General features: G+C 75.3%; 13 protein-coding genes. 8 read left to right on the forward strand and 5 right to left on the reverse strand.

The window, feature by feature from the left end:
- The first annotated feature begins 399 nt into the window (after nt 1-399).
- Nucleotides 400-1,752, forward strand: coding sequence for an FtsW/RodA/SpoVE family cell cycle protein (locus tag ACF08D_RS12375; RefSeq protein WP_392222548.1), 1,353 nt, complete (start codon nt 400-402; stop codon nt 1,750-1,752).
- The gene (locus ACF08D_RS12380) at nt 1,749-3,239 is read left to right on the forward strand and encodes a penicillin-binding transpeptidase domain-containing protein (protein ID WP_392222549.1); all 1,491 of its coding nucleotides are present in this window, start codon (nt 1,749-1,751) and stop codon (nt 3,237-3,239) included. The genes ACF08D_RS12375 and ACF08D_RS12380 overlap by 4 nt, the downstream gene beginning before the upstream one ends.
- A 45-nt stretch (nt 3,240-3,284) precedes the next feature.
- Here the strand turns inward: ACF08D_RS12380 and ACF08D_RS12385 are convergent, their stop codons facing one another.
- A complete protein-coding gene (locus ACF08D_RS12385; protein WP_392222550.1) occupies nt 3,285-4,190 on the reverse strand; it encodes a hypothetical protein in 906 nt (301 codons plus the stop codon).
- Nucleotides 4,191-4,270: 80 nt separating this feature from the next.
- Nucleotides 4,271-5,425: a ferritin-like domain-containing protein gene (locus ACF08D_RS12390; protein WP_392222551.1), complete on the reverse strand. Its 1,155-nt coding sequence runs from the start codon at nt 5,423-5,425 to the stop codon at nt 4,271-4,273.
- A 160-nt stretch (nt 5,426-5,585) separates the two neighbouring features.
- Between ACF08D_RS12390 and ACF08D_RS12395 the strand changes: the two genes are divergently transcribed.
- The 5 genes from ACF08D_RS12395 to ACF08D_RS12415 all read left to right on the forward strand — a co-directional run bounded on the left by ACF08D_RS12395 (nt 5,586) and on the right by ACF08D_RS12415 (nt 11,495).
- Complete coding sequence (locus ACF08D_RS12395) at nt 5,586-6,527, forward strand: diiron oxygenase (RefSeq protein ID WP_392222552.1); 942 nt, start codon at nt 5,586-5,588, stop codon at nt 6,525-6,527.
- A 42-nt stretch (nt 6,528-6,569) separates the two neighbouring features.
- Entirely contained in the window at nt 6,570-7,298 is a 729-nt protein-coding gene (locus ACF08D_RS12400) for a TetR/AcrR family transcriptional regulator (RefSeq protein WP_392222553.1), read from the forward strand.
- Nucleotides 7,299-7,308: 10 nt separating this feature from the next.
- The gene (locus ACF08D_RS12405; protein ID WP_392222554.1) at nt 7,309-7,575 is read left to right on the forward strand and encodes a hypothetical protein; all 267 of its coding nucleotides are present in this window, start codon (nt 7,309-7,311) and stop codon (nt 7,573-7,575) included.
- Between the two features lie 42 nt (nt 7,576-7,617).
- Nucleotides 7,618-10,095: a PQQ-binding-like beta-propeller repeat protein gene (locus ACF08D_RS12410; RefSeq protein ID WP_392222555.1), complete on the forward strand. Its 2,478-nt coding sequence runs from the start codon at nt 7,618-7,620 to the stop codon at nt 10,093-10,095.
- A 137-nt stretch (nt 10,096-10,232) separates the two neighbouring features.
- Nucleotides 10,233-11,495 (forward strand): NlpC/P60 family protein, encoded by a 1,263-nt coding sequence (locus ACF08D_RS12415; protein ID WP_392222556.1) that lies wholly within the window; start codon nt 10,233-10,235, stop codon nt 11,493-11,495.
- A gap of 12 nt (nt 11,496-11,507) precedes the next feature.
- On the opposite strand, the gene ACF08D_RS12420 is transcribed toward ACF08D_RS12415, so the two are convergent.
- Nucleotides 11,508-12,926 carry a PLP-dependent aminotransferase family protein gene (locus tag ACF08D_RS12420; protein WP_392222557.1) on the reverse strand — a complete coding sequence of 473 codons (1,419 nt, stop codon included), beginning with the start codon at nt 12,924-12,926 and terminating at the stop codon, nt 11,508-11,510.
- A gap of 37 nt (nt 12,927-12,963) precedes the next feature.
- Between ACF08D_RS12420 and ACF08D_RS12425 the strand changes: the two genes are divergently transcribed.
- Nucleotides 12,964-13,980, forward strand: a complete 1,017-nt coding sequence (locus ACF08D_RS12425; RefSeq protein ID WP_392222558.1) for a DMT family transporter — start codon at nt 12,964-12,966, stop codon at nt 13,978-13,980.
- On the opposite strand, the gene ACF08D_RS12430 is transcribed toward ACF08D_RS12425, so the two are convergent.
- A complete protein-coding gene (locus tag ACF08D_RS12430; RefSeq protein ID WP_392222559.1) occupies nt 13,953-15,188 on the reverse strand; it encodes a styrene monooxygenase/indole monooxygenase family protein in 1,236 nt (411 codons plus the stop codon). The genes ACF08D_RS12425 and ACF08D_RS12430 overlap by 28 nt on opposite strands.
- A gap of 16 nt (nt 15,189-15,204) precedes the next feature.
- On the reverse strand, nt 15,205-15,807 hold the full coding sequence (locus ACF08D_RS12435) for an ATP/GTP-binding protein (protein WP_392222560.1): 603 nt from the start codon (nt 15,805-15,807) through the stop codon (nt 15,205-15,207).
- Nucleotide 15,808 lies beyond the last annotated feature (1 nt).

Here is a 15,808-nt window from a genome sequence, read left to right on the forward strand (position 1 = left end):
AGCGGATCGGCGGCGTCGCACGGTCACCGGACCGGTCGGGCAACCCGCCGACCGCGAGGAGGCGAGCCCGGAGGGGCCCCGCCCCACCCCCACCGGGGTGCACCGCCCGGGGGCGCACCCTGGAACGGGCACCGCCCCGGTCCGTTGTGCCCACCCGTCCCGCCCTGCGGGACGAATGCCCACAACGGAACGGGTAGGGCGCCGCCCCGGGTGCGTTGTGCCCACCCTCCCCCAAGCTCTCGGCTTCGCTCGAGCAGGGGGGACCCCCATCGCCCTGCGGGACGATTGCCCACAACGGGGGACCGGCGGGGGCGCCGCCCCGCGCCCGGGGGCGTCGTGCCAGCGGGGCGAAACGTGTCAGATCCGACATCACGGACAGTGCTTGCTACGTTGCGGGGCATGACCGCGACGAGGACGACCAGGCGACGGGGCGTCGAGTTCTGCCTCCTCCTCGGTGCCGTCCTCATCTCCGTGCTCGGCTACATCGACGTCGGCCTCGCCCGCGCCGGCGCCGTGCCGCCCGACGCCGCCGCGTACGGCGCGGGGCTCGGGCTGCTGGCCCTCCTCGCGCACCTCGCGGTCCGGCTGCGCGCCCCGTACGCCGACCCGCTGCTGCTGCCCATCGCGGTCCTGCTCAACGGCCTCGGGCTGGTCCTGATCTACCGCCTCGACCTGGAGACCCCCGCCGACCACGCGGCCCCGACCCAGCTGGTGTGGTCCACGCTGGGCGTGGCGCTCTTCATCGCGGTGGTCGTGCTGCTGCGCGACCACCGGACGCTCCAGGGGTACGCGTACGTCTCGGTCACCGCCGCGCTGCTCCTGCTGCTGGTGCCGATCTTCTTCCCGGCCGTCAACGGGGCGAAGATCTGGATCCGGATCGGCGGACTGTCGTTCCAGCCCGGGGAGTTCGCCAAGATCCTGCTGGCCGTGTTCTTCGCGGCGTACCTCGCCGCCAACCGCCACGCCCTGGCGTACGCGGGGCGCCGGGTGTGGCGGGTGCAGCTGCCCACCGGGCGGGTCCTGGGTCCGGTCGTGGCGATCTGGCTGGTGAGCGTGGGGGTGCTGGTCCTGGAGCGGGACCTCGGCACCTCGCTGCTGTTCTTCGGGCTGTTCGTCATCCTGCTGTACGTCGCCACCGGCCGCACCGGCTGGGTGGCCGTGGGGCTGCTGCTCGCCGCCGCCGGGGCGTTCGTGGTCGGGAGCCTGGAGCCGCACGTCAACAACCGGGTCGAGGACTGGCTGCACCCCTTCGCGTCGATCGAGGCGGGCCGGGGCCCCGGTCAGCTCGCCCAGTCGCTGTTCGCGTTCGCGGCCGGCGGGGTGATGGGGACGGGGCTGGGGCTCGGGGACTCGGTGCTGATCGGCTTCGCCGCGAAGTCCGACTTCATCCTGGCGACGGCGGGCGAGGAGCTGGGGCTGGCCGGGCTGACGGCGGTGTTCCTGCTGTACGCGCTGCTGGTGGCGCGCGGCTTCGGGGCGGGGCTGGCGCTGCGCGACCCGTTCGGCCGGCTGCTGGCGACCGGGCTCTCGTCGATCCCGGCCCTGCAGGTGTTCGTCATCGCGGGCGGGGTGATGGGGCTGATCCCGCTGACCGGGATGGCCATGCCGTTCCTGGCCCAGGGCGGCTCGTCGGTCGTCACCAACTGGATCATCGTGGCGCTGCTGATCCGGCTGAGCGACCGGGCCCGCGCCCCCGAGCCCGGCGGCGCCGGCCCCGGGGCGACCGCCCCGGCCCTGGAGGAGGTGCGGTGATCCCCTGCATCCGGCACGCCGCCGCGCTGTGCCTGCTGCTGCTGGCCGCGCTGCTGGTGAACGCGGTGCGCGTCCAGCTGGTCCAGGCGCCCGAGCTGGACGCGAACCCGGCGAACCGGCGCCCGGTGCTGGCCCGTTACGCCGAGCCTCGCGGCGACATCCTGGTGGACGGGGCGCCGGTCACCGGGTCCCGGGACACCGGGGAGCAGCTGCGCCATGAACGCACGTACGCCGAGGGGCCGCTGTACGCCCCGGTGACCGGGCACTCCTCGCAGACGTACGGCACGACGCTGCTGGAGCACGCCGAGGACCCCGTGCTGTCGGGCTCCAGCCCGATGCTGGTGCCCTTCCCGTTCCTGCACGACGCGGGCCGGGCCCGGCCGCCGGGGGGTGACGTCGTCACCACGGTGCGGGAGCCGCTGCAGCGGGTGGCGTACGAGGGGCTGGCCGGGCGGCGCGGCGCGGTGGCGGCGGTGGAGCCGTCCAGCGGGCGCATCCTGGCGCTGGTGAGCAGCCCCTCGTACGACCCGGGCCTGCTGTCGGGGACCGGGCGCGAGGTGGCGGCGGCGTGGCGGCGGCTGAACGCGGCGCCGGACCAGCCGATGCTCAACCGGGCGCTGCGGCAGACGTATCCGCCGGGGTCGACGTTCAAGATCGTGACGGCGGCGGCGGCGATGGACGCCGGGGTCGTCACGGATGTGAACGCCCCGACGGACGCCCCCGAGCCGTATCTGCTGCCGGGCACGCGCACGGTGCTGCCCAACGAGGCGAAGGGGTGCGGCAGGGCTTCGCTGGCGTACGCGATCCGCTGGTCGTGCAACACGGTGATGGCCCACCTGGGGGTGAGGGTGGGGGCGGCGGGGATGGCGGAGGCGGTGGGGCGGTTCGGCTTCAACGACGCTGCGCTGAGGGTGCCGTCGCCGGTGGCCCGGTCCAACTTCGACACGGAGCTGACCACGGACCGGCTGGCGCTGTCGGCCATCGGCCAGTACGACACCCGGGCCACTCCGCTCCAGATGGCGATGGTGGCGGCGGCGGTGGCCAACGGCGGTGAGATCGCCCATCCGTACCTGGTGGAGCGGACGACGACGGCGGGCGGCGGCACGGTGGCGCAGCATGTGCGGCGCACCTACCGGCAGGCGATGCTGCCGCCGACGGCGCTGCGGCTCCAGCAGCTGATGGTGGACGCCGTGGAGGGCGGCTCGGGCGGCAACGCGGCGATCCCGGGGGCGCGGGTGGGCGGCAAGACCGGCACGGCGCAGCACGGGGTGAGCAACATCGGCACGCCCTACGCGTGGTTCATCGGCTGGGCGCAGGCGGCGGACGCGGGGCGGCCGGCGGTGGCCGTGGCGGTGGTGGTGGAGGACGCCTCGGCGGTACGGCGGGACATCAGCGGCGGCGACAGCGCGGCGCCGGTCGCCCGGGCGGTGATGGCGGCGGCCCTGCGCGAGGAGGCCCGCCGCGAGGCGGAGCGCCTGAACCCGTGAGCCCCGCGCGCACCCGCGCCCCCCGCATCCAATGCCGCCCCGGCGTCAGCCGATCGCCTCGCGCATCTCCGAGCGGACCTTCAGGGTCAGCGCGGCCGCCGCGTCGAGGTCGGTGTTCCCGGAGCCGCCGGTGACCGGCGTCGCGTCGACGACGGCGACCGAGAGGATGGTGTTGCCGTCGCCCACGGCGCACATGGGGAAGGTCACCGCCTGGCCGGCCTCGGTGTTGCTGAGCACCTGGCACTCGACGGTGACGTCCGACCCGGCGGGCGTCACGTCCTTCGCCGGGGTCTCGATCCTGGCGTTCTTCGCGGTGCCCGCGCCCCGGAGCATCGCCTTCCGCTGCTGGTCCGGCTCCTTGACCTGGCCGTAGAGGCCGGAGACGACCATCACCTTGACCTCGCCGTCCTTCTGGGCGGTGTACTGGGCGACGGCGGCGCCGTCGGTGCGGATGTCGGAGCTGTCGCTCTGGTCCAGCACCTTCTTGCCCTCGGTGCCGGACATGTCCTGGGCGAGGGTGTACTCGCCGCCGACGAGGGTCTCGGGGACGACGAGCTTGTGCGTGGCCGCCGGGAAGGGCGCGTCGCTCCCGCCGAGCATCGAGACGCCGTAGGCGAGGCAGCCGAGCAGCACGAGCCCCCCGGCGCTCAGGCCGATGATCAGCCCGGTGCGCCTGGGGCGCGGCGGCGGGGCGCCGTAGGGGGCGGGGCCGGGACCGGGGTACTGCTGCGGGACGCCGGGCTGCTGCCCGTACGGATGCGGCTGCCCGTACCCGCCGGGTTGCCCGTACGGGCCGGGCTGCCCGTACCCGCCCGGCTGCCCGTACCCGCCGGGCTGCCCGCCCTGGTACGGACCCTGACCCGGGTTCGGCCCCTGGTACGGGCCGGGGTTCGGGCCCGGGTAGGGGCCCTGGGGGCCGGGTTGCTGCGGGGGCGGAGGCGGCATGCTCATGGCGGTCAGGCTACGTCACGGCGACCGGCCCCCGACCCGGCCACCCCACCACCCCGCCTCACGACTGCGACCGGTCCGCCTCACGACCGCGACGCCTCCGCCTCCGCATCCGCCCCCGCCTCCGCGCCCTTCTCCGTCTCCCCCTCGGCGATCGCCTCCGTCACCTCGGCGACGCGTTCGGCCTCCTCGGCCGCGAAGCGCTCGCGGTCGAGCCGCTCGGCGATCTCCTCGTCCTGGGTCATCAGCAGGTCGAGGCTGGAGTCGCCCAGCTCGAAGACGCCCATGTCGACGTACGCCTTCTGGAGCCGTTCGCCCCAGAGGCCGATGTCCTTGACGCAGGGGACGATCCGGCTGAAGAGCAGCTTGCGGAAGAGCCGCAGGAACTCGGACTCCTCGGTGAACTCGGCGGCCTCCTTCTTCGAGATGCCGAAGTTCTCCAGCACCTCCACGCCGCGCAGCCGGTCGCGCATCAGGTAGCAGCCCTCGATGACGAACTCCTCGCGCTCGCGCAGTTCGGCGTCGGTGAGCTGCCGGTAGTAGTCGCGCAGCGCCATGCGGCCGAAGGCGACGTGCCGGGCCTCGTCCTGCATCACATACGCGAGGATCTGCTTGGGCAGCGGCTTGTCGGTGGTGTCGCGGATCATGCCGAACGCGGCGAGCGCGAGGCCCTCGATGAGGACCTGCATGCCGAGGTAGGGCATGTCCCAGCGGGAGTCGCGGAGGGTGTCGCCCAGCAGGCCCTGGAGGTTGTCGTTGATCGGGTAGAGCATCCCGATCTTCTCGTGCAGGAAGCGGCCGTAGATCTCGGCGTGCCGCGCCTCGTCCATGGTCTGGGTGGCGGAGTAGAACTTGGCGTCCATGTCGGGGACGGACTCCACGATGCGGGCGGCGCAGATCATCGCGCCCTGCTCGCCGTGGAGGAACTGGCTGAACTGCCAGGAGGCGTAGTGCCGGCGCAGGTCGGCCTTGTCCTTGTCGGTCATCCTCGCCCAGTGCCGCGTCCCGTACAGGGTGAGCACCTCGTCGGGGGTGCCGAGGGGGTCGTACGGGTCGACCTCCAGGTCCCAGTCGATGCGCCGGGCGCCGTCCCACTGCTTGTCCTTGCCCTTCTGGTAGAGGGCGAGCAGCCGGTCGCGGCCGTCGTCGTACTCCCAGCTGAAGCGGGCCGATCCGGAGGCGGGCACCTGCCAGGTAGGGTCTCCCGGATCCTTGCTGTAGAGAGGGTGCGTCGACACGTGAGGCTCCTTCGCCTGTGCGCGGACGGATGGTTGGCAGGCTCACACGTTGGTAGACGCCGGGTCAACAAGTCGGGCACAGGGGATTGACGCTCTTGCTGACACGCAGTCTTATAAGGGATGACCCCCAGTAACGCCAACAGCGTGAGGTGCTCCGCAGATGACGACCGTGCCCGAACGCGAACGCGACATCCGTCTGCTCCGTGACGCGCTCGGCCCGCTCCGGGACCGCGAGCAGGTCGCCGCCCGCCTGCTGGAGTCGTCCGCCAAGCACTCCTTCGACCCCGACAAGGAGCTGGACTGGGACGCGCCGCTGGAGGACGGCAAGTGGTTCTGGCCGCCGGAGCTGGTCTCGCTCTACGACACCCCGCTGTGGCGGCGGATGTCCGAGGAGCAGCGGATGGACCTGGCCCGGCACGAGGCCGCGTCGCTCGCCTCGCTGGGCATCTGGTTCGAGATCATCCTGATGCAGCTGCTGGTGCGGCACATCTACGACAAGTCGGTCACCAGCAACCATGTCCGGTACGCGCTCACGGAGATAGCCGACGAGTGCCGGCACTCGATGATGTTCGCCAGGATGATCCAGCGGGGCGGCGCCCCGGCGTACCGGGTGCCGCGCGTCTACCACAACCTGGCGCGGGTCCTGAAGACCGTGTCCACCACGCCCGGTTCGTTCGCGGCGACGCTGCTGGGCGAGGAGATCCTCGACTGGATGCAGCGGCTGACCTTCCCCGACGAGCGGGTCCAGTCGCTGGTGCGCGGCGTCACCCGTATCCATGTGGTGGAGGAGGCCCGGCACGTCCGGTACGCGCGCGAGGAGCTGCGCCGCCAGATGGTCACCGCCCCGCGCTGGGAGCAGGAGCTGACCCGGGTGAGCTGCGGCGAGGCGGCGCGGGTCTTCTCCGTCTGCTTCGTCAACCCCCAGGTGTACGAGAACGTCGGCCTCGACCGGCGGGAGGCCGTGGCCCAGGTCCGGGCCAGCGGCCACCGCCGGGAGGTGATGCAGTCCGGCGCCCGCCGGCTGACCGACTTCCTGGACGAGATCGGGGTGCTGCGGGGCGTGGGGCGCAGGCTCTGGAAGAGTTCCGGCCTCCTCGCCTGAAGCCCCGCACCGCGCACGGTGGCACGGAGTTACGCTGCGGGCATGACCAGTGCCGCGACGCCCGCACCCGCGTACCGACGGCTCAGCGTCGAGGAGCGCCGCACGCAGCTCCTCGGCGTCGCCCTCTCGCTCTTCGCGCACCGGGCCCCGGAGGACGTGTCGCTCGACGACGTCGCCGAGGCGGCCGGTGTCTCGCGCCCGCTCGTCTACCGCTACTTCGCGGGCGGCAAACAGGAGTTGTACGAGGCCGCGCTGCGGTCCGCCGCCGACGCGCTGGAGCTGTGCTTCGCGGAGCCCGCCGTGGGCCCGCCCACCGAGCGGCTCACCCGGGTCCTCGACCGCTACCTGGCGTTCGTGGACGGGCACGACGCCGGCTTCAGCGCGCTGCTCCAGGGCGGCAGCGTCGCGGAGACCTCCCGGACGGGCGCGATCGTGGACGAGGTGCGCCGGGCGGCGGCCGAACAGGTCCTGCTGCACCTGGGCGTGGCGCACCCCGGGCCCCGGCTGCGGATGATGGTGCGCACCTGGATCGCGGCGGTGGAGGCGGCGTCCCTCATCTGGCTGGACGAGGGCAAGCAGCCGCCCGCCGCCGAGCTGCGCTCCTGGCTGGTGGACCACCTGGTCGCGCTGCTGACGGCGACCGCCGCGACCGACGAGCAGACGGCGGGCGCGGTGGCCGCCCTGCTGTCCCGCGAGACGCCCGAGGGCCCGGTGGGCACCCTGGCGCGCCGGGTCCTGCCCGTGGTGGGCGACGGCGCGCACCTGCTGTGACACTGGGCGGGTGCGAAGCGAGAACACCCCCTTCTACGGCGGCCCCCTGGACGGGCGGGTCCTGCCGGTCCTGACCGGCCCCACCGGCCATCCGCCCAAGTGGTACACCGTCCCGGTGCCGGCCGAGGACGGCGGCCCGCCGGCCGTCCACGCCTACCGCCGCGTCCCCGCCGGCCACACCAGGCGCCTGGGGCTCCAGCGCGGCTGGAAGTACGAGTACGCCCCCGAGGGCCGCGAGCGGCGCGAGCTGAAGTGGCCGTGGTCACCGAGGTCGTAGGATCACGGGCATTCGCGCCGCCGCCCGAGGGGGAACCGCCGTATGGAACCGTCGCCGCCGCTCCAGCCGATCGCCCCGCTGCGGGACGGCGACCCCCGTGCCTGCGGGCCGTACACCGTGCTGGCGCGGCTGCGGGAGTCGGCCGGCGCGGTGCGGTACCTGGGCCGGGACGGTGAGGGCACGCCGGTGGTGGTGACCGTCGCCCCGGCGGGGCTGGCGGAACTGCCCGCGTACCGGCGCCGGTTCGCCGCCGAGGCGCTCACGGCGGAGCGGCTGGCGGGCGGCTGGGTCCCGGAGGTGCTGGGGTCGGCGGTGGAGCGCCCGCCGCTGTGGACGGCGACGCCCTGGGTCCCGGCGCTGTCCCTGGGCGAGGCGGTCGCGCTGGCCGGGCCGCTGCCGGAGCGGGCGCTGCGGGTGCTGGGCGCCGGGGTGGCGGAGACGCTGTCGCGGGTCCACGCGACCGGCGCGGTGCTGCACGGGCTGGCCCCGGGGACGGTGCTGCTGGCGGGCGACGGGCCGCGGCTGACCGCCTTCGGGGCGCTGGGCGCCGCCGAGGCGGCCGAGGCGCGGGCGGGCGGCCAGGTGTCGGTACGGCTCGGCTACCTCACCCCCGAGCAGGCCGCCGGGCACGAACCCGGCCCGCCCGCCGATGTGTTCGTCCTGGGGCTGCTGCTGGCGTACGCCGCGACGGGCACCCCGCCGCTGGCGGACGCGGCGGCCATCGCGGACGCCGAACCGGCCCTGGGCGCCGTCCCGGAGGGCGTCCGCCCGCTGATCGCCCGCTGCCTGGCCAAGTCGCCGGAGGACCGCCCCGGGGCCGGGGAGGTCGCCGCCGCCCTGGCCCTGGAGGGCGCGGCGGCCCTCGCGCGCGGCGGCTGGCTCCCGGACCGGCTGCGCGCCGCGCTCGACGAGCGGGCGGAGCGGGTGGCGGAGCTGGCCGCACGGGACGGCGGGGGCGACGGCGCCCCCGGACCCGTAGCCGTACCCGACGGGCACGAGCCCGAGGACGAGCCGCACCAGGACGAGCCCGCCAACAGCGACGATGACGGCGACGGGCGCACCGTGCGCGTGGGGCGGCAGACGCGGCGGGAGCCGGCCACCGCGCGGCTGGTCGCGCCGCGCCGGCCCGAGGTGCTCCTGCCGCCCGTCCCGCCGGTCGGCGAGCAGCCCCCGGCGCCCGCGCTGCCGGTGCCCGCGCACGCCCCCGCTCTCCCCGTCCCGGTCGCGGCGCCCGCGCTGCCGGTGCCCGCCCGGGCCGCCCGGGTGCCCGCGCCGAGAGCGGCGGGGGTGTCGCGGCGCGGCCTGTTCACCGGGCTGGCCGCCGGTGTCACCGGCGCGGTCCTCGGGGCCGGCGGGGTCCTGGCGTTCGCGTCCGGCGAGGCGGAGGAGCGGCGGCCGGACGCCAAGCCCGCCGCCCGTCCGCGCCCGGCCGTCGCGGGGGTGCCGCCCCGGCCGCACTGGGCGTACAGCCATCCGGCGACCGCCCGCGCCTCGCTGCACGCGACGGTCTGGCGGGACCGCGCCCTGGTGCTCACCACCGACGCCCACACCACGGCCGTCGACCTGGCGACCGGCCGGCGGCTCTGGCAGCGCGCCGACGCCGCCTCGGCGCGGCCGGCCGTGGCGATGGACGGCGACCGGCTGCTGGTGCTCGGCGCGGACGGGCTGCGGCTGCTGGACCCGGACGACGGCACCACCCGGGCGCGGCTGCCGCTGGCCGGCGGGCTCCGCCCGGCGTCGGTCGCCGGACAGGCGGGCCCGGTCGTCTGGTTCACCGGGACGCTCGCCACCCGCACCTACCTGGTCGCGTACGACGTCGGGCGGGCCCGGGAGCTGTGGCGGGTCCAGGTCCCCAACGGGCGCCCGCCGTACGTGCCCGCCCTCGAGGTGCTGGCGCTGCGGCCGGACATGCTCGTCGTGCGCCAGGACCCCCGGTCGCTGACGGGCGCTCAGGTCAAGGCGGCGAAGGGACTGGCGATCTTCTACGCGCACGACCGGGCGACCGGCGCGCGCCGGTGGTTCCGCCCCTTCGGCGCGGCACGGCCGGGCGGCGCGGTGGCCGGGGACGGGTCGGGGCGGCTGTTCACGGCGGCCCCGGGCGGACTGCACGCCTTCGACACCGCCACGCGCAGGCCGTTGTGGCGGCTGGCGGGCGGGGCGGACTTCGGGCGGGCGCGGGTGGAGGGCGGGGCGCTGTTCGTCGCCGACCGCTCCCAGACGGTGTACGCGGTCGATCCGGCGACCGGCCGGGCGCGCTGGCGGCGCGGCACCGAGGCGGCGGGCGGTGACGTGCCGGAGGTGACCCCGGGGGCGGGCGGCCGGGTGGTGCTGGCGGCGGACGGGGCGCAGGTCACCGCGTTCGCGGCGGCCGACGGGCGGCGGCTGTGGAAGTTCCAGGACGCCGGGGCCCGGGCGCCGGGCGGCGGGGAGACGGCGGCGGGGTACGGCGTCCTGGCGGCGGGGCCGGGCGCGGTGGTCGTCCGCCGGGGCCGGACGTTCTACGCGCTGCCGGTGGAATAACCAGGCGTCGGTGGAGCAACTCGGCCGCCGGTGGAGTAGCCAGGACGGGTGACCGTTCCCGGACGTACCACCGCATCAGGCACGTCATACGCTTGTCATACCATTTCCGGCCGCACCATGGGGGCGGAGGTGATGGCATGTCAGGAAGACTGCTGCGGGCCGTCTGTGCGTCCGCCCTGCTGGCCACCCTGCCCGCCGCGCCCGCGACGGCCGTCCCCGAGCCGCCCGTACCGCCCGGCACCCAGGCACCGGAGTCCTGGGAGGAGCCGGAGACGGAGCCGGAAACGGAGACGGAGCCCTGGGAGCCCGCCCCGGAAGAGGGCGGGGGCGCCGGAGACAGCGGGGACACCGGGGACACCGAGGGCGCCCCGGCGCCGGAGGCGGCCACCGTACCGGCGATGCTCGGCCGGCTCCGGACGCTGTACCGGCAGGCGGAGGAGGCGACCGAGACGTACAACGCCACCGAGGAGCAGCTCAAGGCGCTCACCGCCGAGACCAGGCGGCTCACCGGCGACCTCACCCGCACCCGGGACGACCTCGCCCGCAGCAGGCTGGAGGCCGGGCGGCTGGCTCGCGCGCAGTACCAGGGGCGCACCGACTTCTCCTCCGCCCTGCGCCTGCTGCTCGCCCGCGACCCCGAACACGCCCTCGACCAGCACCAAGTGCTCCGGCGCGCGGTGCGCGAGCAGGCCGCGACGGTGGCCCGGCTGCAGCGGGGCGAGAAGCAGGCGGACCGGCTGGCGACGGCGTCCCGCAGGGCGCTGGACCGCGAACAGACGCTCGCCGCCCGGCAGAAGCAGGCCCGCGACGACGTCACGGCCCGGCTGAAGGAGGTGGAGGCGACCCTCGCCGGGCTGTCCGACGAGGAGGCCGGGGAGATCACCGCGCTGGAGGAGGCCGAGACCGCGCGGGCGCAGCGGGACCTGCTCGCCACCGGTGAGCTGGAGGGCGCCCGGGCGCCGTCCGGGGAGGGCATGGAGGCCCTGGAGTACGCCGCCGACCAGATCGGCAAGCCGTACGCGTGGGGCGCCGAGGGCCCGGAGTCCTTCGACTGCTCGGGGCTGACCTCCCGGGCGTGGGAGCGGGCGGGGCGCGCCGTGCCCCGTACCAGCCAGGAGCAGTGGCGCACCCTGCCGAAGGTGCCGCTGCGCTCCCTGCGCCCCGGTGACCTGGTGCTCTACTTCCCGAAGGCCACCCATGTGGCGATCTACCTGGGGGACGGCCTGGTGATCCAGGCGCCGCGTCCCGGCGCCCGGGTCAAGGTCTCCCCCATCGCCGCCAATCCGCTCCTGGGCGCCGTCCGGCCCGACCCCGGGGCCCGGCCGCTGCCCGCGTACACCCCGCCGGCGCTCCCGCCGCACGCGGCGGACGGCCCGGACGGGGGCAATGACGCGGGGTGAGGCCCGGGGCGGCTACGCCCGGTCCTGCCGGGCGAGCGCCTCGCCGAGGGCGCGCGCGCCGTCCGGGAAGGCGCCGGGGTTGGGCCCGGAGTAGTTGAGCCGGAGGTAGGCGCCGGCCGGTTCGGCGGGGAACCACTCGGTGCCGGGGGCGACGATCACCCCGGCGTCCTCGCAGTCCCGGACGAGGCGCGGCACGTCGGTGGTGTCGGGCAGCCGCACCCAGAGGTTGAGCCCGCCCCTCGGGACGGCCTCGACGCGGGCGGCGGGGGCGTGCTCGTGGAGGGCGGCGACGAGGAGGTCGCGGCGGGCGGCGAGCTGCCGGCGCAGGCCGCGCAGGTGGGTGCGCCAGGCGGGCTGGGTGACGACGTCGAGCGCGACGGCCTGGAGCATGCCGCTGACGTACATGGCCTCGGCCCGGGCGTCGGCGAGGATGCGCTCCCGGGCGGGGCCGCGCGCGGTGATGGCGGCGATGCGGACGGCCGGGGCGACGCTCTTGGTGAGGGACCGGAGGTGGACGACGTGCCCGCCGTCGTCGCGGACGGCGAGCGGTACGGGGTCGGTGTCGATGCCGAAGTCGCGTGCCCAGTCGTCCTCGATGAGGAAGGCGCCGTGGTCGCGCACGGTGTCGAGGACCCGGCCGGCGAGGTCGGGGGACCACTGGGCACCGGTGGGGTTGGCGTAGTTGGGCTGGGCGTAGAAGGCCCGCGCGCCGGTCAGCCGGAACGCCCGGGCCAGCTCGGCGGGGTCGGGGCCGTCCGGTCCGCTGGGGACGGGGACGAGCCGGACACCGGTGAGCCCGGCGGCGAGGAGGGCGCCCCAGTAGGTGGGCGACTCCACCAGCAGCGGCCGGCCCGCGCCGACGAGGGCGCGGAAGGCGGTGCTCAGTCCGCTCTGGCTGCCGGGGAAGACGACGACGTCGGCCGGTGACGGCGGGGTGAGCCCGGCGGGCGTCGCGGCGCCCAGCTCGCCGGCGAACCAGGACTGCAGCTCGGGGAGCCCGGCGGCGGGGGGACGGTTGACGGCGGCGTCGCCCCGGGCCGCGCGGGTGAAGGCGGCGCGGACCAGGCGTTCGGGCAGCAGCTCCCGGTCGGGGTAGCCGGAGTGCAGGGCGATCACGTCGTTGGGGAAGGTCCGCAGCGCGGTGGAGGTCCCGGGCAGCCGGTGGGGCGGCGATCCGAGTGCGGCGGTCTGCCATCCGTAGTCGTGCGGGCGGGCCGTGCGGACGGCGGCCCGGACGAAGGTCCCCACCCCGGGCCGGCTCTCGACGAGCCCCCGGGCCGCCAGGGTGCGCAGCGCCTTCTGCACGGTGACCGGACCGGCCCCGTACCGGGCGACCAGGGCCCGGGTGGACGGCAGCCGCGTGCCCGGGGCGGCGGTGGCGGCCCACTCCCCCAGTTCGGTGGCGATCCGCGCACTGCTATCGTTGTTCATGACGATACAGAGTAGCGCTACCGTTCCGGATGCTCCAGTGCTATCGCCGCCGTCCCGGCCCTCCGGTGCGGCGGGCCGGCCGGCCGCGTCGCGCGCCTCGCGCGCCGGCCTCGGCTGGGGTCTGCTGGGGGTCGCCGCGTTCTCCTTCACCGTGCCCTTCACCAAGGCGGCCGTGGCGGGCGGCGGGATGTCCCCGCTTTTCGTGGGCGCCGGCCGGGCGGTGATCGCCGCCGTGCTGGCCGCCCTGGCGCTGGCCGCCACCCGGCAGCGGCTGCCCCGGGGAGCGCAGTGGGCCCGGCTCGCGGTGGTGGCGGGCGGGGTGGTCGCCGGCTTCCCGCTCCTGACCTCGTACGCCCTCTCCACCGCGTCGGCCGGTCACAGCGCCGTGGTGATCGCGCTGCTGCCCGCCGCCACCGCGGTCCTGGCCGTGCTCCGCGGCCGGGAGCGCCCGCCGGTCCCGTTCTGGGTCGCCGCGGGCGTGGGCGCGGTGGCCGCGGTCTGCTTCGCCTCCGTGCGGGGCGGCGGCCTCGGCGCCCCGGGGTGGCCGGACCTGCTCCTGATCGCCGCCGTCCTCGCGGCCGGGTTGGGGTACGCCGAGGGCGGCCTGCTCGCCCGGGAGCTGGGCGCCTGGCAGACGATCTCCTGGGCGCTGGTGCTCTCGGCCCCGGTGATGGCCGCGCTCGCGGGTCTCGCCGTGTGGCAGAGTCCCCCCACCGGCACCCCGGTCCAGTGGGCGGCGTTCGGCTACCTCGGGGTGGTCAGCATGTTCCTCGGCTTTTTCGCCTGGTACCGGGGCCTCGCCATCGGCCCCATGGCGCGGGTGAGCCAGATCCAGCTGGTCCAGCCGGTCCTCACCATCGGCTGGGCGGCGCTCTTCCTGGGCGAGCGGATCACCTGGCCCACGCTCCTCGGCGGCCTCGCGGTCATCGCCTCGGCGGGCCTCGCGGTCCGCGCCCGTACGGGCGGGACGGCGGCACCCCGGAGGGCGGCCCCCCGGGGGAACCGCCCTCCGGCGCAGGGGCGTTCTCAGGCCCCGGAGACCGAGGCCAGGTAGGCGGCGGTCTTCTCCGGGTCGTAGAAGAAGTTCTCGAAGTCGGCCGGGTCGTTGAAGCCGTTGGCGAACCGGTCGGCGACGGGCTGGAGGCCGCCGGCGGCGCCGATGAGGTTCAGCACGTGCTCCGGCGGGACGCCCAGCATCGCGTTGGTCCACTTGGTGACGTGCTGGGCGGTGTCCCAGTAGCGGTCGAAGGTCCCCCGCATCCAGGTCTCGTCGAACGGCCGGTCGCCGTGCTCCACGATGGACGACAGGTACGACGCCGCGCACTTGGACGCCGAGTTGGATCCCTGGCCGGTGATCGGGTCGTTGGCCACCACGACGTCGGCGACACCGAGGACCAGGCCGCCGCCGGGGAGCCGGCCGACCGGGTTGCGGACGGTGGGGGCGTAGCGGCCGGCGAGGGTGCCGCCCGCGTCCGTCAGCTCGACCTTGGTGGCCCGCGCGTACTCCCAGGGCGTGTACCGCTCCATCAGCTCCAGCGTCAGCGCCAGGTGCTCGCGGGGGTCCTTGACGCCCTGGAAGACGTCCAGCGGGCCGCCGGGGATGCCCTCCCAGAAAAGGATGTCGGCCCGGCCGCTGGTGGTGAGGGTCGGCATCACGAACAGCTCGCCCACGCCCGGCACCAGGTTGCAGCGGACCGCGTCGAAGTCCGGGTGCTCGGGGCGCGGGCCGAGCCCGTGGACGTACGCGACGGCCAGCGCGCGCTGCGGCTCGCGGTACGGGGAGCGGGCGGCGTCCCGGCCGAACATCGACACCAGCTCGCCCTTGCCGGCGGAGACCAGCACCAGGTCGTAGGTGCGGGAGAAGTAGTCCAGGTCGGAGACGGCCGCCCCGTGGATCACCAGCTGGCCGCCGCGCTGGGCGAAGGTCTCCATCCAGCCGGCCATCTTCACGCGCTGGTCGACGGACTGGGCGTACCCGTCGAGCCTGCCGACCCAGTCGACGGGGCGCGAGCCGTCGGGCGCGCCGACCGAGACGCCGAGGCCCTCGATGCGGGGCGCCTGGGACTCCCAGAAGTTGATGCCGAGGTCCCGCTCGTGCTGGAGCGCCGTGTGGAACATGCACTGCGTGGACATCACCCGGCCGGCCCGGATCTCGTCCGCCGTGCGGTTGGACATCAGGGTGACCTCGTACCCCCGGGACTGGAGTCCGAGGGCGAGCTGGAGTCCGGACTGCCCGGCTCCGACGACGAGTATCTTCCGCATCGAGGGGTCTCTTTCTTCACTCGGGGGTGGTTTCGAGGGCGCGGGCGACGAGCGCCAGCAGGGAGTCGACCACCGTGATCCGCTTCCGGGCGTCCATGATCACGATCGGTACGTCCTTGGGCACGGTGAGCGCCTCGCGCACGTCCTCGGCCTCGAACAGCTCGGTCCCCTCGAAGTGGTTGACCGCCACGATGTAGGGCAGTCCGCAGCTCTCGAAGTAGTCGAGCGCCGGGAAGCAGTCGGTCAGCCGCCGGGTGTCGGCCATGACGATCGCGCCGATCGCGCCGCGCACCAGGTCGTCCCACATGAACCAGAAGCGCTTCTGGCCCGGCGTACCGAAGAGGTACAGCACGAGGTCGTCGTCGAGCGTGATGCGCCCGAAGTCCATGGCGACGGTGGTGGTCAGCTTGTCGGGCGTGGCGGAGAGGTCGTCGGTGTCCTCGCTGGCGCTGGTCATCAGCGCCTCGGTGCGCAGCGGGGTGATCTCGGAGACCGAGCCGACGAAGGTGGTCTTGCCGACGCCGAAGCCGCCCGCGACCACCACCTTGGTGGCGATGGGGGCGCGGGTGTGGTCGAGCTGCCACGCCTGCGCCTCGGCCTCGTCCCGCGGTATGGACATC

This window comes from Streptomyces sp. NPDC015131 (genome assembly GCF_043079975.1).
Taxonomy (GTDB): domain Bacteria; phylum Actinomycetota; class Actinomycetes; order Streptomycetales; family Streptomycetaceae; genus Streptomyces.

Bases quoted from the DNA above. Each gene is read 5' to 3' on its own strand.
- ACF08D_RS12375 (WP_392222548.1), top strand. From the start codon at position 400: ATGACCGCGACGAGGACGACCAGGCGACGGGGCGTCGAGTTCTGCCTC.
- ACF08D_RS12395 (WP_392222552.1), top strand. From the start codon at position 5,586: ATGACGACCGTGCCCGAACGCGAACGCGACATCCGTCTGCTCCGTGAC.
- ACF08D_RS12430 (WP_392222559.1), bottom strand. From the start codon at position 15,188: ATGCGGAAGATACTCGTCGTCGGAGCCGGGCAGTCCGGACTCCAGCTC.
- ACF08D_RS12420 (WP_392222557.1), bottom strand. From the start codon at position 12,926: ATGAACAACGATAGCAGTGCGCGGATCGCCACCGAACTGGGGGAGTGG.
- ACF08D_RS12415 (WP_392222556.1), top strand. From the start codon at position 10,233: ATGTCAGGAAGACTGCTGCGGGCCGTCTGTGCGTCCGCCCTGCTGGCC.
- ACF08D_RS12410 (WP_392222555.1), top strand. From the start codon at position 7,618: ATGGAACCGTCGCCGCCGCTCCAGCCGATCGCCCCGCTGCGGGACGGC.
- ACF08D_RS12385 (WP_392222550.1), bottom strand. From the start codon at position 4,190: ATGAGCATGCCGCCTCCGCCCCCGCAGCAACCCGGCCCCCAGGGCCCC.
- ACF08D_RS12435 (WP_392222560.1), bottom strand. From the start codon at position 15,807: ATGTCCATACCGCGGGACGAGGCCGAGGCGCAGGCGTGGCAGCTCGAC.
- ACF08D_RS12400 (WP_392222553.1), top strand. From the start codon at position 6,570: ATGACCAGTGCCGCGACGCCCGCACCCGCGTACCGACGGCTCAGCGTC.